We start from the raw sequence: 19039 nt of genomic DNA, 5'->3' as shown, positions 1-19039 counted from the left end.
GTAAAGACGAAATGTCTCAAAGGTAAAGCGTAATCAACAAGTTAGTTCGATAACACGCGCCTCGTTCTCAAGTCCTGGGGCCAAGATTAAGCGGAAAAATGTTGAACGAATATGAAAGGCGGATGAAAAACTCGTTTATTTGACAGGTAGACAGCTAGGGTTCAGCTAACTAACTGAGGCGCCAGGGGATACCTTGAACAGGTAAAACCGCGGCGTTTTTTGCAGCTTGCAGTGTGCCGCCTGTTTTATTCAACAAACTTCTCTGCATTGCCCCTCAAGTGCCGGTAAAGTAAGCCATCTCTTGCCAGGGTACTCGGATGAATAGCGTGCAGCTTTTACGCGGCCAGTTGCGGCCCGCGTTGATGGGATTGTTGATGGCTGTGGCCTGCGTCACGACCGTGCGCGCCGACGATGGCGTGGCGCTCACCTCGGTCGATCAGGTGCCCGAAGGCGTCGAAGTGCGCGGCAAACAGGTCGCGGCCTACACCTGGGACGACAGCCAGGGCAAGAACCTGCTGGTGCTCGCCGAGCAGGTCAGCGAACGCGATGACGATGGCACCCAGTCGGCGTTCGTCTACGCGGCGCAATACCTGCTCGCTGGCGACCATCCCAAGCGCGTGTGGATGCTCTACGACGATGTGCAGCATTGCCAGTTCGACGCCGCGCTGCGCTTTGACATGGCCGCCACCAAAGTCACCGACCTCACCGGCGACGGCATCACCCAGGCCACTGTGGGCTATTCGCGTACCTGCACCAGCGATGTCAGCCCGAATGAATTCAAGCTGATCATGCACGTCGGCAAATCCCAGAAGTACCGCCTGCGCGGCGTCGATCGCGTTGGCGCGAGCTGGTGGGACGAGGAGGCCGGCGCCTTGCGGGGTATGCCGCTGCCCAAGGATTGCAGCGTGGCGGCGCAGCAGGCGCTGGTCAGTCAGTACAAGGAGCAGGGCACCGAGTTACCTCTGCCGGGCTGCTATGGCGATGAAAAGGACTTTGCCAAGGCGCCGGACAGCTACCTGGCGTTCATGCGCCAGCACTGGTTCGCGCTCATGCAGAAGCAGGACACCGAGTGGAGTCAATCCCAGACCCAGCCTCAGCCCGACGACCCTACCGGGGATGACGAAACGGCCCCGTGATTTTGTGCCAGGGCCGGTCCTGCGCTAGACTCGGCCCTCGCCAATTCACTAAATACCTCGATTAAACAATGGCTTGATCGAGGTATTTAATCCAAAGGCTGATCTCCCTTGACTGAGTCTATCCGCAACCCGCTGACCCTTTATCTCACCCGCCTGGCGCCCTCCAGCCAGCTGACCATGCGTTATGTGTTGCAGGACGCCGCTGACCGCCTGGGCTTCGAAGACATCAACCTCGAGGACATCGACTGGCACCTGCTGCAGCCTGAACACGTGATTGCCCTGGTCGCCGCACTGCGCGAGGACGGCTACGCACCCAACACCTCTTCGCTGTACGTGAATGCCGTGCGTGGGGTGATGAACGAAGCCTGGCGCATGAGCCTGATCAGCCAGGATCACCTGCTCAAGATGCGCTCGGTCAAGGCGGCTCCCGGTACCCGGCTGGGCCAGGGGCGCAATTTGCGCCGCAGCCTGATCCGCGAACTGATGGAAGTCTGCGCCGCCGACCCACGCCCACAGGGCCTGCGGGATGCGGCGGTGATCGGCATTTTGTATGGGTCGGGCATGCGCAAGTCGGAGTCGGTGAACCTCGACCTGACGCAGATCAACTTCCAAGAGCGCAGCCTGCGCGTGACCGGCAAAGGCAACAAGGCGTTGATCAAGTACGCGCCCGCCTGGGCATTTGAAAAGCTGACAGCCTGGCTGGACTTTCGTCGCGAGCAGCTCAAGGACGGCGAGCAGGACGATACGTTCCTGTTCAACCGCATTCGCCGGGGCAGCCATATCACCCGTGAGCGCATTACCAAACACGCGATTTATTACATCGCCCGTCAACGCGGCGAACAGGTTGGCGTCAAAATCATGCCGCATGACTTCAGGCGTTCGTTCATCACCCGGGTGATTGAGGAACATGACCTGTCAATTGCGCAGAAACTGGCGCACCACAGCAATATCCAGACTACCGCCAGCTATGACGTACGCGACGACAATGAACGGCGGCGGGCCGTGGACCGGTTTGATTTATAACTTCAGCCAAAATGCGAGAGGGGGCTTGCTCCCGAAGACGCAGGGTCAGCGACTCACTGACTGACCCTCCGCTATCGGGAGCAAGCCCCCTTCTTTACTTGGTTGTGTTCCGGGTTTAAAGGATTGGCTTGCCGCCGGTGACCGCGTAGCGCGAACCGGAGATATAGCTGGCTTCATCCGAGGCCAGCAACACATAGATCGGCGCCACCTCTACCGGCTGGCCGGGGCGACCCAGCGGGGTTTCGCTGCCAAAGCTCTGCACGTCTTTGTCAGTCATGGTCGACACGATCAGCGGTGTCCAGATCGGGCCCGGCGCCACGCTGTTGACGCGGATGCCTTTGTCACCCAGCAATTGCGCCAGGCCGCCGGTGAAGTTGGCGATGGCGCCCTTGGTGGCGGCATAGGCCAGCAGCGTCGGCTTGGGCATGTCGGAATTGACCGAACTGGTATTGATGATCGAACTGCCGGCTTTCATGTGCGGCAGGGCGGCCTTGCAGATGCGAAACATCGCGGTGATGTTGATATCGAAGGTGCGTACCCATTCCTCGTCTTCGATCTCTTCCAGGGTTTCATGGGTCATCTGGAACGCGGCGTTATTCACCAGGACGTCAATGCGCCCGAACTGCTCGACGGTCTTGTCGACCAGCGCCTGGCACGTGGCCTTTTGCGCAATATCACCAGGCAGCAGCAGGCATTGGCGGCCCGCTTCTTCAACCCAGCGTGCGGTCTCCCTGGCGTCCTCATGCTCGTCCAGGTAAGCGATGGCCACATCGGCGCCTTCACGGGCAAACGCAATGGCGACTGCGCGGCCAATGCCGCTGTCGGCACCGGTGATCAGCGCGATTTTGTTGGCCAGCCGGCCCGAGCCCTTGTAGCTCTTCTCGCCGCAGTCGGGGTACGGGTCCATTTTTTTCTGGGAACCGGGTACGGATTGGGCTTGTGGGGCGAAGGGTGGGCGAGGGTAGTCAGTCATCTCAGTCTCCATAGGTCTTTAAGGGTGCTATGGAGTTAGTAGTTTTGCCGGCGGCGATAGTTGTAGTGAATGTCGGGCGAGCCCGACGAATGGTTTCAGCCAGCCGCAGGCAAGAACTCAAGGCCTGGCAACTCCAGGGTTGGAACGAGCGCGGTCAGGCACTCGTACAGTTCACGCAACTTGGGTGAGTGGCGGCTTTCCCTGGGCCAGACCAGATAGTAGCCATCGCCCGAGGCGACGGCCGCTGCACAGGGCAGCCTGATCAGGCCGTCGCGCACATCGTTGGCCACCAGGTGCAGGTCGCCGATCGAGACACCATGGCCGCGCATCGCAGCCGAGATCGCCTGGTCGAGCGTATCGAAGACCTTGCCACGGTCCAGGTCGATACGCGCGTCAGATGGCTGGACGGCCAGCCAGCGTCGCCAGTCCCGGCGATCGGCAGTGGGGTGGATCAGTTCGGCCTCGGCCAGGTCAGTGCCAACCCAGCCGGGCGCGCAAATGGGGATCAACCATTCATCAAACAATTTGTGTGCGTGCACATCGGCGCCGAACTGACCGTTGCCGAGCAAAATCGCGCAGTCGTAAGGCTCTGCGTAAAAATCCACACTGTCGAAATCCATCCAGACACTGGCCAGCTGTATCGTCAGTTCAGGCGCGCTGAGCTTAAGGAGGTCCAGCGTGTGCAGCAGCCAGCGCATGGTCAGCGTCGATGGGGCCTTTAAACGTAAATCGCCAGTGCCTGCGCGGAATGGCGCGCACGCTTGCTCGATGATGCGAAAGCCGACCTTGAGTTCCTGCGCGAGCCGTTCGCCCGCAGCGGTGAGTTTCAATCGAGGTCCATGGCGTTCGAACAAGCGGCAATCGAGGAGGCTCTCGAGCGTTTTGATATGGCGGCTAACCGCACTTTGAGTCAATGACAGGGCTTGCGCCGCGCGTGTAAACGAAGACGTGCGGGCCGCCACTTCAAAGGCGCGCAGGGCATACAGCGGTGGAAGGCGTTCGGCCATGGGCGTCATTCATTGTGATTAATACTCATAGTAGGGCACAGGCTTTTACGTTTTTCAACGCGCGCGGCCTGGCGCAAGCTCGCACGCCTTACCTCACAAGGCGTTTTAGCGCGATGAATAGCTCGTTACTTCTGATTTACGTCTTCAGTGTGTTGGCCCTGATCGTCACGCCCGGGCCGGTGGTGGCGCTGATCATCAATACCAGCCTGCAATCCGGAAGCCGGCGCGCGCTGTTGACGGCAGCGGGCACCAACCTGGCATCGCTGATCCTGGCCCTGGTGGCGGTACTGATTTTGTCGGGGAGTTTTTCCGTCAGTCCAGGTGTGCTGAGCGCGATCAGCTTTCTGGGCTGCCTGTTCATCTTGTACCTGGCGGTCCAGGGGCTGCGTTATCCACCTGGGCAAGGTACCCAGGCCCGCCGCGCGCGCGGCGGTGTCAGCACGGGGTTTGTGGTGGGGATTTCCAACCCCAAGGACATCATCTTCTTCGTCGCCTTCTTCCCTCAATTCATCCACGTGGCTGACTCGTTCAGCGCCAGCGTGGCGTGGTTGACCGGGCTGTGGGTGCTTATCGACTTCATGGTGCTGGCGGGGTACATCGCCCTCGCGCGCCAGGCGTTCGCGCTCAAATACCGCGTGGGTATCAATCGCGTGGCATGCCTGGTGCTGCTGGCCGTGGCCCTGATGGGAATCGTGCATTCATGGCGTTGGCTGCTGGGATGACGAGGCGTATCAGCGCCGTGGCGAAGGCTGTAGATGTGCGGGCAAACGGCGCAGCGTCCACCAGGTGGTCAGCATTGCCGCGACTGCGCAGAGGGCGATGCCGATCAGCATCGGTGCCGGCGTGTGGTCGGCGTACAGCCCGATCAGGGTCATGGACACGGCAGCGGTGATCATCTGGATGGCGCCCAGCAGGGCTGACGCGGAGCCCGCGACGGCGCCGTGGTCCTCCAGGGACAACACGCCGGCCGCTGGCAACAGCAGGCCGAGAAAGCCGAAGCCGATAAACAGCAGCGTCATCATCACCGTCAGGTGATTGCCCCACAGCGTGGTGGCGGCCAGCAGCACCATGATCGCCGCCACCGCCATGACCGACCAGCGAATCACCGGCGCCAGACCAAAGCGCGCGCTCAGGCGTGCGGTCATTTGGCTCATGGAGAAGAACGACGCGGCATTGAGCGCAAAGCACAGGCTGAATTGCGTCGGCGTCAGGCCGAAATATTCGATGTACACAAACGGCGCGCTGCCGATGAACACAAAGAAGGTCGCCAATCCGAAGCCGCTGACCACCGCCAAGCCGATAAATACCGGGTCGCGCAGCAGTGCGCCGTAGCTGCCGATGGCGTCGCCCAGGGTCTTGCCCAACCGGCGCTCGGCCGGGTGGGTTTCCGGCAACTGCACAATGGTCATCACCAGGCACAGCACGGACACCACAGCCAGTACGGCAAACACTTCGCGCCAACTCCAGAGTGAAATCACCACGCTGCCGGCCAACGGCGCCAGGATCGGCGACACGCTCATCACCAGCATCAGCAAGGCCATCAGGCGCGCGGCTTCGTGGCCGGTGTACAGGTCACGCACAATCGCCCGCGGGATGACCATGCCGGCGCACGCGCCGAAGGCTTGCAGGGCGCGAAAGCCAATCAGCACTTCGATGCTCGGTGCCAGGGCACAGCCGACACTGGCCACGGCGAAAATCACCAGGCCGGCGTAAATCGGCGGCTTGCGCCCGTACACATCGCTGAGCGGACCGTAGAACAGCTGGCACACGCCGATGATCATGAAAAACACTGTCAGGCTCATCTGCACCGCAGCCGGCGAAGCCTGCAGACTCGCGCCCAGGGTGGGCAAGGCGGGCAGGTAACTGTCGATGGCGAAAGGGCCGATGGCGGTGATCAACCCCAGCAACAGGGCGAGGTGGGCGATGCTTCGAGACATGGGGTGTTCCGGGTGACGGCGAAAGACCGGCCAGCTTAGAGAGCCGCCCGGGGGGTTACAAGGTGGTGTTTACACAGGCGCTACATTTTTTGGCAGTGAGTCTGTCGCGACGGCCATTCGGGTTGACCATTGATCTTTGCGCTGAAAAATAGATTGAATATTCACACTTAATGTTATTTAAATAACAAAACAAAAGCGCCACGACCTGCCTGGTCGTGCTGCAACAAGGTGGAAGAGCAATGAGCAAGATCGCAGTCATCGGCAGCAATATGGTGGATCTGATTACCTACATCGACCGCATGCCGGCGCAGGGCGAAACCCTCGAAGCGCCGGGGTTTGCCCTCGGGTGTGGCGGCAAGGGCGCCAACCAGGCGGTGGCGGCAGCCAAGCTTGGGGCCGATGTGTTGATGCTGAGCAAGGTCGGCGACGACATGTTTGCCGACAACACCCTGGCCAACTTCCAGCGCTTTGGCATCGACACCCGTTATGTGCAACGGGTGCCTGGCGTTTCCAGTGGTGTGGCGCCGATTTTTGTACGGGCCGACTCCCATAACAGCATCTTGATCGTCAAAGGCGCCAATGCGTATTTGTCGCCGGCGGACATCGAGGCGGCGGCGGCTGATTTGCGTGACTGCACGCTGATTGTGTTGCAGTTGGAGATCAACCTGCAGACGGTCTACTACGCCATCGAATTCGCTCACCGACATGGCATTGCCGTGCTGCTCAATCCGGCGCCGGCGCTGCCTGGTCTGGAGGCCGATTACCTGGCAAAACTGGATTTTCTGATCCCTAACGAGTCGGAGCTGGCGCTGATCACCGGCCTGACCGTGGACTCACCGGACTCGGCCCGCGTCGCCGCGCAAACCCTGGTGGCCAGCGGCATTCGCCACGTCATCGTCACGCTCGGCGAGCAGGGGGCGTTGTACGTAGGCGAGGAGGGCACGTTCCAGGTGCCGGGCCAGCGGGTTGTCGCCCGTGACACCACCGGTGCCGGCGACGCCTTTATCGGGTGTTTCATTCAGTACTGGAACCGCGACGGCGATATCCGTCATGCCATGGAGCTGGCCGTGGCGTATTCCGCGTGCTCGGTGACGGCGCTGGGTACGCAAACCTCCTATCCCGACAGCGAAGCGTTCACGCGCTTCCAGCAACAGCGCTAAGCCGTCTAACTCGGCTCCTTAATCCAGCCCGGAGAACAATAATGAACAAACCTGCGCTGCAACAGACACCCGATGGGTTCTACCTGAACCGCACGCCCTGGTTCGCGTTTATTCTGCTGTGCAGCATCTTCGCGTTGTGGGCCGCGGCGGCGAGCATGAACGACGTGCTGATCGCACACTTCAAGAAAGCGTTTTTGCTCAGCGATTTCCAGACCGCCTTTGTGCAATCGGCGTTTTACCTGGGCTACTTTTTTGTGGCGATTCCGGCAGCGATGGTGGTGCGCCGCCTGAGCTACAAAAGTACGATCCTGATCGGCCTGTCGTTGTACATGCTGGGCTGTTTGCTGTTTTTCCCGGCGGCGTCGACGGCCAAGTACGGCATGTTCCTGCTGGCGTTGTTTGTGATCGCGGCCGGGTTGTCGTTCCTGGAAACCGCGTGCAACACCTACTCGACGTTGATGGGCCCACGGGAAACCGGGACGCGGCGCTTGAACATCTCGCAGACCTTTCACCCGTTCGGCGCCATGGCCGGGGTTTACGTGGGCAGCTTTGTGATGTTCAAGGACACCGATGCCACCACTGCACAGCTCAAGCAGATGAGTGCCACCGATGCGGCGGTGCAGCAGTTGCAAATGATCCAGTCCACGCTGTTGCCTTACAAGTGGATGATCGCCGTGCTGGTGTTGATGTTCATCCTGATCGCCATTACCCGTTTCCCGGCCTGCAAAGGCAACGCACCCGTCGACAACACCTCGGGCAGCTTGCGCAAAAGCCTGGGTCGGCTGTGGCGTAACCCGCGGTTTACCTTTGGTGTATTGGCGCAATTTCTGTATGTGGGTGCACAGGTGGGCGTGTGGAGTTTCACCATTCGCCTGGCCATGCAAATGGGCGGCATGAATGAGCGCAGCGCTTCATGGTTTCTGCTGACCACCTTTGCCGCCTACTTTGTCGGCAAGTTGATCGCCAACCTATTGATGCGGCGTCTGCACCCGGCCAAGGTCTTGGCGATCTACGGGGTGCTGTGCATTGTGCTGCTGGCCTACACCATTCTGGTGCCGAATATTTCCGCGGTGTACGCCGCCGTCGGCGTGAGTATTTTTCTCGGTCCGTGCTGGCCGACCATTTACGGCCTGACCATCGATGGCCTGGGTGAAGACACCGGTGTCGGCGGTTCATTGCTGGTGATGAGCATTGTTGGCGGCGGGGTGATTCCGATCTTCCAGGGCCTGTTGTCCGACGCCAGCGGTGGCAACATGCAGCTGGCCTACAGCGTACCGCTGCTGTGCTTTATCGTGATTGTGATGTACGCGGTCAAATGCCTTCGCCAGCCGGGCGCGTTGCCCTCAAATGCAGCCGCGGCGGTGGCCTCATGAATACGCGTATCCCGTTGTACCGGGCGGTGTTTGCCGAGCAGGAAAGGGTGCTTTTGCAGTCTGAGGATTTCAAGGTCAGCGCCTGGACTTATCCGTCCGGCGTGCTGGCGGTGAGCCTGGAGAACAGCCGTGGACGTCTGGTCGTGTTGCCGTATCAAGGGCAGATGATCTGGTCGGCCGTATTTGACGGCTGCGACCTGACCATGCGCAACTTGTTCGACGAGCCCCGGCCAAGCCCGACGGTCATCGACACTTACGGCTGCTTCATGTTTCACAGTGGCCTGTTGCGCAACGGATGCCCAGCGCCGGATGACACGCATGCCTTGCACGGCGAAATGCCCTGCGCGCCCATGGACACGGCCTGGCTGGAACTCGGCGAGGGCTTTGTGCGCCTGGGCGGCTCGTATCAATACGCCAAGGGGTTCGGCGATCGCTACCGGGCGAGCCCGAGTGTGACGCTGCGCGCCGACTCAGCCTTGTTCGATATCGACATGGACGTGACGAACCTGGCCGGCAAGCCGATGGACCTGATGTACATGGCCCACATGAACTACGCATACGTGGACGGCGCGCGATTCGTCGAGCCACTGGGCATGCAGCGCCTGCGCCTGCGCACCAGTGTGCCGGACCACGTCAAGCCGACGCCGGACTGGAGCGCCTACATGGCGCAACTGGCCGAGCATCCAACCCAGTTGGCCAGCCTCGATACGCCTGCGCTGTACGATCCTGAGATCGTGTTTTTCTTCGACGACGTGGGCACAGACGCCACGGGCTATGCGCATTTTTTGCTGGACCATCCGGCGGGCACGGCGTTCTACACCCGTTACCGCCCCGAACAATTCGCACACGCGGCACGCTGGATTCTGTACACGCCGGATCAGCAAGTGGCGGCGTTCGTGCTGCCATCGACCTGCGAACCCGAGGGCTATAACGCCGAGAAAGCCAAAGGCCACGTGCGCTGCCTGGCGGCCGGGGCCAGCGCCTCGTTCAGCGTGACCACCGGCTTCTTGAATGCGCAGGAACGCCAGACATTATTGGGTTAGATCAGCAGCTGCGCGCCGCTGGCCTGGATGACTTCTTTATAGGCGCGGGGGATTTTCTTGTCGCTGACCACGTACTGGAAGTCTTCCAGGTTGGCGAAGTGAGCGGTGCGCACCGTGTCGAACTTGCTGAAGTCGGCCAGCAACACGCGTTGCTGGGCCTGGCGCAGAACCTTTTGTTTGACCTCGACTTCATTGAAGTTGAAGCACGTCACGCCGAACGCCTGGCTGACGCCGGCGGCAGTCACGAAGGCCCAGGTCAGGCGCACGCTGTCGAGGATGCTGCTCTCGGCGCTGCTTTCAAAGACCTGGTTCTTGCGGTGAAAAGTACCGCCGCACAACACGATGTGGCAGTTGGCTTTGTTCTGCAGCCTGAGCAGCACGTTCAACGAACTGCATACGGCGGTGAACTCCAACTCATCGGGGATGAAATCAATGACAAAGGGCGAGGTGGTGCCGCAGTCGAAAAACACCGTGTCGCCCGGTTGTATCAGCCGCGCAGCGAGTTTGCCGATACGGCGTTTCTCCTCGACGTGGCGCGTGTCCTGGTCGGCTACGCGGTAATCGCTGGCCTCGCTGCTGACCCGGGTGATGTAGCCGCCCAACAGGCGCACATGCTCGGAGAAGTGGTTGAGGTCGCGGCGCAGGGTCATCTCGGACACCTCCAGCAGCGCAGCCATTTCCCGCAGGTGGATGGCGTTCTGGTCCTGCAAAGCTTGTTGGATAAGCTTGAGTCGCTCGGCTTTTTTACTGTCCACGCGTATTCCAGGGCTTGATTGTTTGTGTTAGATAAGTAACATTTAATGATATTATTGTAACGTATTAATGTGGGCATTGTGACAACCGCGTCCCACGATCATTGGCAACATACAGGCAAGGGCACGTTAAATGAACTCTCTTCAACCCGCAGCATTGGCCAAGTACATCGATCACACATTACTGGCGCCCGACGCCTCCCGTGAGCAAATCCGCACCTTGTGCGAGGAGGCCATGGAGCACGGTTTTTATTCAGTGTGCCTGAACTCCGCGCAAGTGCCTTACGCCGCCTCGTGCCTGACTGACAAGAACGTGGTGATCTGTGCGGTGGTGGGCTTTCCACTGGGCGCCGGCTTGAGCGACACCAAGGCCTTTGAAGCTGAACGGGCGATTGCCGCCGGGGCAGGGGAGATCGACATGGTGCTCAATATTGGCTGGCTGAAAGAAGGGCTGCTCGAGGCGGTGCGTGAAGACATCGCCGCAGTCCACAGGGCCTGCGGCGCCGTGCCGTTGAAGGTCATCCTGGAAACCTGCCTGTTGAACGACGAACAGAAAGTCCAGGCGTGTGAAATCTGCCGGGACCTGGGTGTGGCCTTCGTCAAGACGTCCACCGGGTTCAGCCGTAGCGGCGCGACAGCAGAAGACGTGGCGCTGATGCGCAAAACCGTGGGCGCCGGCGTTGGCGTAAAAGCATCCGGTGGCGTGCGTGATTATCCGACGGCGGTGAAGATGATTGAGGCCGGGGCTACACGCCTGGGCAGCAGTTCGGGGATTGCGATAGTCGGTGGGGCAACGACGGCGGCGAGCGGTTATTGAATGCTTTTAATATAACTCAACTAAATATCTATTTAGTTGAGTTATGCGTTTTAATTATATTCAGTGGCGACTTTCAAGACGGGCGAGGGCAGCCATTCGACGCTCGCTGATGCGTTCAACCGCGTCCATGTGTTCTGTTCCCCACACACAGCGCCCCGAGTGCCGTGGCCAGCGAGCGCCCGAACGGCGTCAGCGAATATTCAACCTTTGGCGGGATTTCCTGATAGTCGACGCGCGCGATGATCTCATCACGCTCCAGCTCCTTGAGTTGCTGGATAAGTACACCGCCAGGGCCGCAATCGGCCCTGAAGCCATTGCAATTCAGGGCGATATTTCAAACCTGGACGACCTGGATCGCATCTTCACACAAGTCAAAGCTGCAAAAGGCCGAATTGACGTGTTGTTCGCCAATGCGGGCCTGGGGGATTTCCAGCCGATTGGATCGATCACGGAGGAATCGTTTGACCGTACGTTCGGCATCAACGTCAAAGGCACCTTGTTCACCGTGCAAAAGGCCTTGGCATTGATGGGCGCCGGAGGCTCGGTAATCTTGACGGGTTCAACTACAGGCACCATGGGCACACCGGCGTTCAGCGTGTATAGCGCCACTAAGGCCGCGCTGCGTAATTTCGCCAGAAGCTCGGCGCTGGACCTCCAAGGCACCGGCATTCGCGTCAACGTACTTTCGCCCGGACCGATCGCGACGCCTGGCCTGGACCTGGCGTTGTCAGGCACTGGTCAGAAGGATGCGATCATTGACGGCATGACTGCACAGGTTCCCCTGGGGCGCATCGGCCAGGCAGAAGAAGTTGCGGCTGCAGCGTTATTTCTGGCATCGGATGAAAGCAGCTTCATGACCGGCAGTGAAATGTTCATGGATGGAGGGTTTGCTCAGGTTTGAAGCCAATAGGGGTTTTGCCCGTTGAAATCTGACGGGCACTGCCCCTGATTATGTAACATGATATTACGCATAATGTATATTATGTTAAATTATATGTCATGCCTTGTGAGTCTCTGCGTCGGCGTGCCCCCTATGCCGCAGTCCGACGCTAGTTAGCTTGTGACTTTGATAAGGCCGCGGACAATATGCGTAACGAGGGTCGAGCCCTTCATGAGTTGGAAAGCCTGCGTTGCGCTTCGGCTCATTGGCTTCAGTCGAAATGCAGTCGATCGGTGGTGCAACGCCAATCCCCACACCGCCTCCTCATCGGCAGTGCAGGTAACTTGGCAAGCTGGAGGTGACTTCAGTGGCGCAGCAGTTTGCGCAGGGGCACGCCGTCCTTGAGCACGGGCGACTTGATGACGATATAGCTGAAATACTTGGAGATACCAATGTTCTTGTCCAGCAGGCTCTCCACCACTTCCTGGTAATGCTGGATGCTGCGGGTCATGAAGCGCACCAAGTAGTCGTAACCACCACTGATCAGGTGGCATTCGAGCACTTCGTCTACCAGGCGGATATTGGATTCGAACTTGGCGAAGTCTTCGCGTTTATGGTCGCTGAGGGTGATCTCGGTGAACACCGTGACCGAATCGGTAATCTTGGCCAGGTTCAAGTGCGCCTTGTAGCTGGAAATATACCCCGCCGACTCCAACCGCTTGACCCGTTGCAAACACGGGCTGGCAGACAAGCCCACGGCGTCGGCGAGACTGACATTGGTCATCCGGCCGTCCTTTTGCAGTTCAACCAGAATACTGATATCGATCCGGTCCAGTTTCACTTGCCCTTCCATTGCGTACCTCTTGACTGCCGTTTGTAAGACAATCTTCTAGCAAAATCAGCGCCGTAAAGACAGCTGATGCTGAGCCACCAGATCCGCCATGCTGCTGATGCAGTAATCCGCCGCGCACCGCGAAGGCTGCCGGGGCCGCTGGCGGCCGATCAAACAGCGGTCCAGCCCCCCGTGCGCCGCGACCGAAGGTCGTGTCACATGCAGCACGGGATGCACATCCTCCGCTTGCTCGCTGAGCCATTGCAGGTCATCGGCCAGGGAAATGAAATCTTCCGGTGCAATACCCAGCCGCTCACACAACACACCACGATCCTCTGCGTCACGGTCGCCACGCACCAGTAGCCGATAGAACTTGCGCAAATACAGCATAGCCCCCGGTGCATCCTCGAACAGCGCCCAACTGCCGGCGCTGCGGGCAAAGCTCATGCCCTCCTCCCAACTGGCGTGGAGCCCCCAGCGTTCGGCGAGTTGGCGGTGGGCAAAACACAGCAGGCCACTGAAGCCCAACTCGGCGAAGCGCGGGTAGAGATTCGCGACCACCATGTTGTACTCGGCCAGCACCTGCTCCCTGGGCGGCTGCCCGCTACGGCTGTCGAGCAGCGGTTGCAAGGCGGCCAACACACCCGAGTCGCGGTCCACCAGCACTTCATCGCAATCGATCAGCAGCGCTCGATAATCTGTCAGTCCCATGTGGGGTCAAGTCTCCAATGATGCAGTCCACCCTGAACAAGCAAAGGCTCAGTTCAAGACCCGTGCCAAGGCGCCGTCGAGTATCTGCAAGGCTTCGTCGACCTGGGCCTCGGTGGCCACCAACGGCGCGAGAAAGCGCAGCACGTTGCGATGCACGCCGCATTTGATCACCAGCAACCCGCCAGCGCGGACTTCATCGATCAGCCGTTGGTTGAGGTCGGCATCCGGCGTGCGCGCCGGGTCATCCTGGATCAGCTCGATCGCCAACATGAAGCCGGTGCCGCGCACATCACCGATACGCGGGTAGCGCGCCTGCAAACCAAGCAGGCCTCGGCGCAGGCGTTCGCCCAGCCGTTGGCCGCGTTCGAGCAGTTGCTCCTGCTCGAACGCGCTGATCACCGCCAGTGCCGCCGCGCACGCCAACGCATTACCGCCGTAGGTTCCGCCCAGCCCGCCAGGCAGCGGTGCATCCATGATGTGCGCCTTGCCGACTACACCGGACAACGGCAAGCCACCGGCCAGGCTCTTGGCCACGGTGACCAGGTCAGGCTGGATGCCCGCATGCTGGTAGCCGAACCAGGTCCCGGTACGGCCGAAACCGGTCTGAATCTCATCCAGGATCAACACGATGCCGTGCTTGTCCGCCAACGCTCGCAGTGCCTGGAGAAACTCCACAGGCGCGGCAAGGAAGCCGCCGTCACCCTGCACCGGTTCGATGATGATTGCCGCGATCCTCTCTGGCGCCACCTGGGTCGCCAGCAGTTCATCCAGGGCTTTGAGTGCCAGCTCGCTGGTCACCCCGCGATAAGCATTCGGATACGGCGTGTGGAACACCTCCGGTGCAAACGGCCCGAAGTTCTGTTTGTAGGGTTGGCTCATACCGGTGAGCGTGGTGCCAAGCAGCGTACGACCATGGAAGCCGCCCCGAAAGGCGATCACCGCCGAGCGATTGGTGTGGGCGCGGGCGATCTTCACCGCATTTTCCACGGCCTCGGCGCCGGAGGTGAAAAACGCGGCCTTATAGGCTTCCTGCCCGCCGACCATTTCGCACAGCCGCTGTGCCAGGTCGAGGTATGGCTGGTAGGCCACCACCTGGAAGCAGGCGTGGGAGACCTTCTGCAACTGGGCCTGCACCGCAGCCACCACCTTGGGATGGTTATGCCCGATGTTCAGCACGCCGATCCCGCCGACGAAGTCCAGGTAACGCTTGCCATCCACGTCCCACAACTCGGCGCCCTGGGCACGGTCGATCACCAGCGGGTGAGCGGTCACCAGGCCACGGGGAACGAATTGATCGCGCTGACGGAGCAAATGAGGGGTTTCGTCGACCTTGCTATTCATGGCAGTTCCCATCGTGAATGCAGCAACCGGAAAGTGGTTGCGATGTGGTTCAGAGTAAGGCCTGCAGGCAACCAACTACGCCGAACTTGGCCCGTGAGAAATTCGGATCGACTGTTTTGCCCCCACCTTTCAACAGATCCTGCGCCGGGCTTGGGGGATGATGAGGGCTACCCAAACCCTGCAGGAAATACCCATGGCCTTGCTCTACAAAGCTGACCCGGTGCGCGGCCAACATTGGCAGGCACTGTTCGCCGCACACGCGCCGCAGATTGAATGGCGCGCCTGGCCCGACATCGGTAATGCCGAAGACGTGGACTACCTGGCCGCCTGGCAGGCGCCCGACAACCTCATGCAATTACTGCCCAACCTGAAAGTGCTGTTTGCTTTGTCGGCCGGGGTCGACCAACTGGACCTCTCCCGCCTCCCGCCCGGCCTGCCCGTGGTGCGCCTGCTCGACCCGGGCATCACCCGCGGCATGTGCGAATACGCCAGTTGGGCGGTGCTCAGCCTGCACCGCGATATGTTGCGCTACCGCCAGCAGCAAGCAGCGCGCTGCTGGCAGGCACACCTGTTGCAACCGGCCGTGAATCGCAGGGTCGGCGTGATGGGCTTGGGCACCCAGGCCCAGCAGATTCTGGCAACGTTGGCGCCGTTGGGGTTTGCGCTGTCGGGCTGGGCGCGCAGTGCTCATCAGTTGCAAGGTGTGGACTGCTACGCCGGTGAACACCAATTGCCGTCGTTTCTCAGCCAGTGCGATATTCTGTTGTGTGTGCTGCCGTTGACCGAGCAGACCCAAGGCATTCTCGACCGGCAGCTGTTTGCACAGTTACCGCGTGGGGCGGCGCTGATCAACATGGGCCGTGGCGGGCACCTGGTGGAGGAAGACTTGCTGGAGGCATTGGGCAGTGGGCAACTGAGCGGTGCAGTGCTGGATGTGCTGCAGGAGGAACCTGCGCAAGCGGATCATCGATTCTGGGATCACCCGCAGATTGTGCTGACGCCCCATATCGCAGCGATGACCCAGCCGGCGAGTGCGTTTGGGGTGTTGCTGGAGAATATCCGGCGTTATGAACGTGGGGAACAGATGGTGGGTGAGGTGGATCGGCGCAAGGGTTATTGACGCGTGGAGATCCAAATGCGGGAGCACCTGTCTTGATGTGGGAGCCGTCGAGCTTTAGCGAGGCCGCGATAGCGGTGGGTCACGCAACATCGATGTCGATTGTGCCGACGTCATCGCAGCTTCGCTGGGGCTCGGCAGCTGCTACGGTGTCAGTGCCAGGCCGCGCTCCTCCAGCAACCGCACAAAACTGTTCAAGCTCTGCGACGCCGTGCCCCGGCGCCAGATCAACCGAATGCGGGGGGTCAGCCAAAGATATTTCAACTGCCCCCTGCATTCGCGAGCAAGCCCGCTCCCACATTTTCGAGCTTGCTCGCTTTAGATCTGAAGCCTTTGGGCAATCGCCAGCCCGACATCCTGAGTAGAGCCCTTCCCGCCCAGATCTGGCGTCACCACGCCCTCGGCAATGACCGCCTCAATCGCCCGCAAGATCCCGTCATGGGCCGCCCGATACCGCGCCTCCCCATTGCCAAGGAAATCCAGCATCAACGCACCCGACCAGATCATCGCTATGGGATTTGCAATGTTCTGCCCATAAATATCCGGGGCCGAACCGTGCACCGGCTCGAACAACGACGGAAAGCGCCGCTCGGGGTCGAGGTTGGCCGACGGCGCAATACCGATCGTCCCGGCGCACGCCGGCCCGAGGTCGGAGAGGATGTCGCCGAACAGGTTCGATGCCACCACCACATCAAACCGGTCCGGTTGCAGCACAAACCGCGCGCACAGGATGTCGATGTGCTGCTTGTCCCAGCTCACTTCGGGGTAGTTGGCGGCCATCAATGCGGTGCGCTCATCCCAGTAGGGCATGCTGATGGAAATGCCATTGGACTTGGTCGCCGCCGTGAGCTTCTTGCGCGGGCGGGACTGGGCCAGGTCGAAGGCAAACTTGAGGATGCGGTCGACGCCGCGCCGGGTGAATACCGACTCCTGCAGCACGAATTCATGCTCGGTGCCCTCGAACATCTTGCCGCCCACTGACGAATATTCGCCCTCGGTGTTTTCGCGGATCACCACAAAATCGATGTCCCCCGGCTCGCGCCCGGCCAAGGGGCACGGCACCCCAGGGAACAGCCGCACCGGGCGGATGTTCACGTACTGGTCGAAGTCGCGGCGGAACTTGAGCAACGAGCCCCACAGGGAAATATGGTCGGGCACCTTGCCCGGCCAGCCTACGGCGCCGAAGTAAATCGCGTCAAAGCCCTTGAGCTGCTCAAACCAGTCCTCAGGCATCATCTGCCCGTGCTCCAGGTAGTAATCGCAGTGGGCCCAGTCGAGCACCTCGATGCTCAGGTTCAAGCTCCAGAGACTGGCCGCCCGTTCCAGTACCCGCAGCCCTTCGGGCAGCACTTCCTTGCCAATGCCATCGCCGGCAATCGCGGCGATTCTGAATGCCTTGCTCATGGTGCATGCCTCGTGGGAATTCAGTTGAGCCCGCCGATGTGGAAGGCTTTGACTTCAAGGTACTCATCCAGGCCATATTTGCTGCCTTCACGGCCCAGGCCCGATTGTTTGATACCGCCAAACGGCGCCACTTCCATGGAGATGATCCCGGTGTTGAGCCCGACCATGCCGAACTCCAACGCCTCGCCAAAACGCCACGAGCGCTGCAGGTCCTGGGTGAAATAGTAGGCGCCCAGGCCATACGGCGTGGCATTGGCCAGGGCCAGCGCCTCGGCTTCATCCGTAAAGCGCATCAGCGGGGCCACCGGGCCGAAGGTTTCTTCATTGGCAAGCAACATGCCGGCGTGGGCGTCACTCAGCACCGTGGGCTGCACAAACTGGCTGTCACCCGTGGGGATCGCGCCACACAACAGCTTCGCGCCCTGGCTCAGGGCATCGTCGATATGCCGTGCGACCTTGTTCACCGCCGCCGGGTTGATCAGCGGGCCGATGGTCACGCCCTCCTCCAGACCGTTACCGACCTTGAGCTTGCTCACCTCCTCCACCAGGCGCGCGGCGAAACGCGCGTAGATACCGGCCTGTACCAGGATGCGGTTGGCGCACACGCAGGTTTGCCCGGCATTGCGGAACTTGCTGAGCATCACCCCGGCCACGGCCTTCTCCAGGTCGGCGTCGTCGAATACGACAAACGGCGCATTGCCGCCCAGCTCCAGGCTCAGGCGCTTGATGTGCTCGGCGCTCTGGCGCATCAGCAAGCGGCCAACGGCGGTGGAACCGGTAAAGGAGATCTTGCGCACCGCCGGGTTGCCGGTCAGCGCCTCGCCGATGCCGGCAGGCAACCCGGTGATCACGTTGAACACCCCGGCCGGAATGCCGACTCGCTCAGCCAGCACCGCCAGGGCCAATGCCGACAACGGGGTAAGGTCCGACGGCTTGACGATGATCGGGCAACCAGCAGCTAACGCCGGTGCGCATTTGCGGGTGATCATCGCGTTGGGGAAGTTCCACGGCGTAATGGCAGCGCATACGCCCACCGGCTGCTTGAGGGTCAGCAGGCGTCGGTCGCCGCTGGGCGCCGGCATGGTTTCGCCATAGACCCGGCGCGCTTCCTCGGCGAACCATTTGACGAAACCGGCACCGTAGCGAATCTCGCCCTTGGCTTCAGCGAGCGGCTTGCCCTGTTCCCAGGTCATGATCAGCGCCAGGTCATCGAGGTTGTCGAGCATGGCCTGGAACCAACGTTCCAGCAGTGCCGCACGCTCTGCTGCCGGGCGTGCGCGCCAGGCGGGCCAGGCCCTTTCGGCGGCGGCGATGGCGCGGTGGGTATCCACGGCGTCCATGGCCGGCACCCGCGCCAGCAGGTGGCCGGTGGCAGGGTCGTGGATGTCCAGGGTGGCGCCGCTGTCGGCAGCGATCCACTGGCCATCCACATAGGCGAGTTCAGCCAGGAGGCTGGGGTCTTGCAAGCGATTATTGAGCATGGTCGAGTCCTGATCCGAGACACGCTCCAGTCTAGGGAGGTGCCGCGAATCA

At 60.8% G+C, this 19039-nt stretch carries 18 protein-coding genes; 9 read left to right on the top strand and 9 right to left on the bottom strand.

The genetic code is table 11. The features are described from left to right. Positions 1-317 precede the first annotated feature (317 nt). Positions 318-1136, top strand: coding sequence for a M949_RS01915 family surface polysaccharide biosynthesis protein (locus ACP7B3_RS02035; protein ID WP_242196605.1), 819 nt, complete (start codon positions 318-320; stop codon positions 1134-1136). Between the two features lie 108 nt (positions 1137-1244). After that, positions 1245-2159, top strand: a complete 915-nt coding sequence (locus ACP7B3_RS02030) for a site-specific integrase (protein ID WP_242196608.1) — start codon at positions 1245-1247, stop codon at positions 2157-2159. A gap of 115 nt (positions 2160-2274) precedes the next feature. Here the strand turns inward: ACP7B3_RS02030 and ACP7B3_RS02025 are convergent, their stop codons facing one another. Together ACP7B3_RS02025 and ACP7B3_RS02020 are read right to left on the bottom strand one after the other, a co-directional pair. Then, positions 2275-3132, bottom strand: a complete 858-nt coding sequence (locus ACP7B3_RS02025) for an SDR family oxidoreductase (protein ID WP_426177534.1) — start codon at positions 3130-3132, stop codon at positions 2275-2277. 95 nt (positions 3133-3227) lie between these two features. Further along, a complete protein-coding gene (locus tag ACP7B3_RS02020) occupies positions 3228-4139 on the bottom strand; it encodes a LysR substrate-binding domain-containing protein (RefSeq protein ID WP_426177532.1) in 912 nt (303 codons plus the stop codon). A gap of 113 nt (positions 4140-4252) precedes the next feature. On the opposite strand from ACP7B3_RS02020, the gene ACP7B3_RS02015 reads away from it, so the two are divergent. Then, entirely contained in the window at positions 4253-4861 is a 609-nt protein-coding gene (locus ACP7B3_RS02015; protein ID WP_426177530.1) for a LysE family translocator, read from the top strand. Between the two features lie 9 nt (positions 4862-4870). Here the strand turns inward: ACP7B3_RS02015 and ACP7B3_RS02010 are convergent, their stop codons facing one another. Further along, on the bottom strand, positions 4871-6076 hold the full coding sequence (locus tag ACP7B3_RS02010) for a multidrug effflux MFS transporter (protein WP_426177528.1): 1206 nt from the start codon (positions 6074-6076) through the stop codon (positions 4871-4873). Between the two features lie 239 nt (positions 6077-6315). On the opposite strand from ACP7B3_RS02010, the gene rbsK reads away from it, so the two are divergent. From rbsK to ACP7B3_RS01995, 3 genes are read left to right on the top strand one after another with little or no spacing between them, the layout of a single operon-like run. Next, positions 6316-7236, top strand: a complete 921-nt coding sequence (gene rbsK, locus ACP7B3_RS02005; RefSeq protein WP_426177526.1) for a ribokinase — start codon at positions 6316-6318, stop codon at positions 7234-7236. Positions 7237-7277: 41 nt separating this feature from the next. Continuing rightward, a complete protein-coding gene (gene fucP / locus ACP7B3_RS02000; RefSeq protein ID WP_262209581.1) occupies positions 7278-8609 on the top strand; it encodes an L-fucose:H+ symporter permease in 1332 nt (443 codons plus the stop codon). Then, positions 8606-9652: an aldose 1-epimerase family protein gene (locus tag ACP7B3_RS01995; RefSeq protein ID WP_426177524.1), complete on the top strand. Its 1047-nt coding sequence runs from the start codon at positions 8606-8608 to the stop codon at positions 9650-9652. Before fucP ends, ACP7B3_RS01995 begins: the two co-directional genes overlap by 4 nt. Here ACP7B3_RS01995 and deoR read toward each other — a convergent pair. After that, positions 9649-10407, bottom strand: a complete 759-nt coding sequence (gene deoR / locus ACP7B3_RS01990) for a DNA-binding transcriptional repressor DeoR (RefSeq protein WP_145160769.1) — start codon at positions 10405-10407, stop codon at positions 9649-9651. The two genes, ACP7B3_RS01995 and deoR, sit on opposite strands and share 4 nt — an antisense overlap. 130 nt (positions 10408-10537) lie before the next feature. Here deoR and deoC point away from each other — a divergent pair, with 130 nt between their 5' ends. Then, complete coding sequence (gene deoC / locus ACP7B3_RS01985; protein ID WP_145160767.1) at positions 10538-11221, top strand: deoxyribose-phosphate aldolase; 684 nt, start codon at positions 10538-10540, stop codon at positions 11219-11221. Between the two features lie 43 nt (positions 11222-11264). Next, entirely contained in the window at positions 11265-12122 is an 858-nt protein-coding gene (locus tag ACP7B3_RS01980; protein ID WP_426177521.1) for an SDR family oxidoreductase, read from the top strand. A 343-nt stretch (positions 12123-12465) separates the two neighbouring features. On the opposite strand, the gene ACP7B3_RS01975 is transcribed toward ACP7B3_RS01980, so the two are convergent. The 3 genes from ACP7B3_RS01975 to gabT are packed head-to-tail and all read right to left on the bottom strand — an operon-like array spanning position 12466 to position 14985. Beyond that, a complete protein-coding gene (locus ACP7B3_RS01975) occupies positions 12466-12954 on the bottom strand; it encodes an Lrp/AsnC family transcriptional regulator (RefSeq protein WP_010449292.1) in 489 nt (162 codons plus the stop codon). A 45-nt stretch (positions 12955-12999) separates the two neighbouring features. Further along, positions 13000-13644 carry an HAD family hydrolase gene (locus ACP7B3_RS01970; RefSeq protein ID WP_426177519.1) on the bottom strand — a complete coding sequence of 215 codons (645 nt, stop codon included), beginning with the start codon at positions 13642-13644 and terminating at the stop codon, positions 13000-13002. A 48-nt stretch (positions 13645-13692) separates the two neighbouring features. Beyond that, positions 13693-14985 carry a 4-aminobutyrate--2-oxoglutarate transaminase gene (gene gabT, locus ACP7B3_RS01965; protein WP_145160760.1) on the bottom strand — a complete coding sequence of 431 codons (1293 nt, stop codon included), beginning with the start codon at positions 14983-14985 and terminating at the stop codon, positions 13693-13695. 193 nt (positions 14986-15178) lie between these two features. Between gabT and ACP7B3_RS01960 the strand changes: the two genes are divergently transcribed. Continuing rightward, positions 15179-16105: a 2-hydroxyacid dehydrogenase gene (locus ACP7B3_RS01960; RefSeq protein ID WP_426177516.1), complete on the top strand. Its 927-nt coding sequence runs from the start codon at positions 15179-15181 to the stop codon at positions 16103-16105. 315 nt (positions 16106-16420) lie between these two features. On the opposite strand, the gene ACP7B3_RS01955 is transcribed toward ACP7B3_RS01960, so the two are convergent. Beyond that, positions 16421-17506: a tartrate dehydrogenase gene (locus tag ACP7B3_RS01955; protein ID WP_426177514.1), complete on the bottom strand. Its 1086-nt coding sequence runs from the start codon at positions 17504-17506 to the stop codon at positions 16421-16423. 20 nt (positions 17507-17526) lie between these two features. Continuing rightward, positions 17527-18987, bottom strand: a complete 1461-nt coding sequence (locus ACP7B3_RS01950; RefSeq protein ID WP_426177512.1) for an NAD-dependent succinate-semialdehyde dehydrogenase — start codon at positions 18985-18987, stop codon at positions 17527-17529. Between the last annotated feature and the right edge of the window lie 52 nt (positions 18988-19039).

Source organism: Pseudomonas sp. TWRC1-2, assembly GCF_049896685.1.
Lineage (GTDB): Bacteria > Pseudomonadota > Gammaproteobacteria > Pseudomonadales > Pseudomonadaceae > Aquipseudomonas.
Note: the sequence above shows the minus strand (reverse complement) of the source record. Positions and strands in the feature narration are given on the sequence as shown.

What these genes read in the sequence shown, in the direction of transcription:
- ACP7B3_RS02035 (WP_242196605.1), top strand. Translation starts at nt 318, where the DNA reads ATGAATAGCGTGCAGCTTTTACGCGGCCAGTTGCGGCCCGCGTTGATG.
- ACP7B3_RS02025 (WP_426177534.1), bottom strand. Translation starts at nt 3,132, where the DNA reads ATGACTGACTACCCTCGCCCACCCTTCGCCCCACAAGCCCAATCCGTA.
- ACP7B3_RS02020 (WP_426177532.1), bottom strand. Translation starts at nt 4,139, where the DNA reads ATGGCCGAACGCCTTCCACCGCTGTATGCCCTGCGCGCCTTTGAAGTG.
- ACP7B3_RS02015 (WP_426177530.1), top strand. Translation starts at nt 4,253, where the DNA reads ATGAATAGCTCGTTACTTCTGATTTACGTCTTCAGTGTGTTGGCCCTG.
- ACP7B3_RS02010 (WP_426177528.1), bottom strand. Translation starts at nt 6,076, where the DNA reads ATGTCTCGAAGCATCGCCCACCTCGCCCTGTTGCTGGGGTTGATCACC.
- rbsK (WP_426177526.1), top strand. Translation starts at nt 6,316, where the DNA reads ATGAGCAAGATCGCAGTCATCGGCAGCAATATGGTGGATCTGATTACC.
- fucP (WP_262209581.1), top strand. Translation starts at nt 7,278, where the DNA reads ATGAACAAACCTGCGCTGCAACAGACACCCGATGGGTTCTACCTGAAC.
- ACP7B3_RS01995 (WP_426177524.1), top strand. Translation starts at nt 8,606, where the DNA reads ATGAATACGCGTATCCCGTTGTACCGGGCGGTGTTTGCCGAGCAGGAA.
- deoC (WP_145160767.1), top strand. Translation starts at nt 10,538, where the DNA reads ATGAACTCTCTTCAACCCGCAGCATTGGCCAAGTACATCGATCACACA.
- ACP7B3_RS01980 (WP_426177521.1), top strand. Translation starts at nt 11,265, where the DNA reads ATGCGTTTTAATTATATTCAGTGGCGACTTTCAAGACGGGCGAGGGCA.
- ACP7B3_RS01975 (WP_010449292.1), bottom strand. Translation starts at nt 12,954, where the DNA reads ATGGAAGGGCAAGTGAAACTGGACCGGATCGATATCAGTATTCTGGTT.
- ACP7B3_RS01970 (WP_426177519.1), bottom strand. Translation starts at nt 13,644, where the DNA reads ATGGGACTGACAGATTATCGAGCGCTGCTGATCGATTGCGATGAAGTG.
- gabT (WP_145160760.1), bottom strand. Translation starts at nt 14,985, where the DNA reads ATGAATAGCAAGGTCGACGAAACCCCTCATTTGCTCCGTCAGCGCGAT.
- ACP7B3_RS01960 (WP_426177516.1), top strand. Translation starts at nt 15,179, where the DNA reads ATGGCCTTGCTCTACAAAGCTGACCCGGTGCGCGGCCAACATTGGCAG.
- ACP7B3_RS01955 (WP_426177514.1), bottom strand. Translation starts at nt 17,506, where the DNA reads ATGAGCAAGGCATTCAGAATCGCCGCGATTGCCGGCGATGGCATTGGC.
- ACP7B3_RS01950 (WP_426177512.1), bottom strand. Translation starts at nt 18,987, where the DNA reads ATGCTCAATAATCGCTTGCAAGACCCCAGCCTCCTGGCTGAACTCGCC.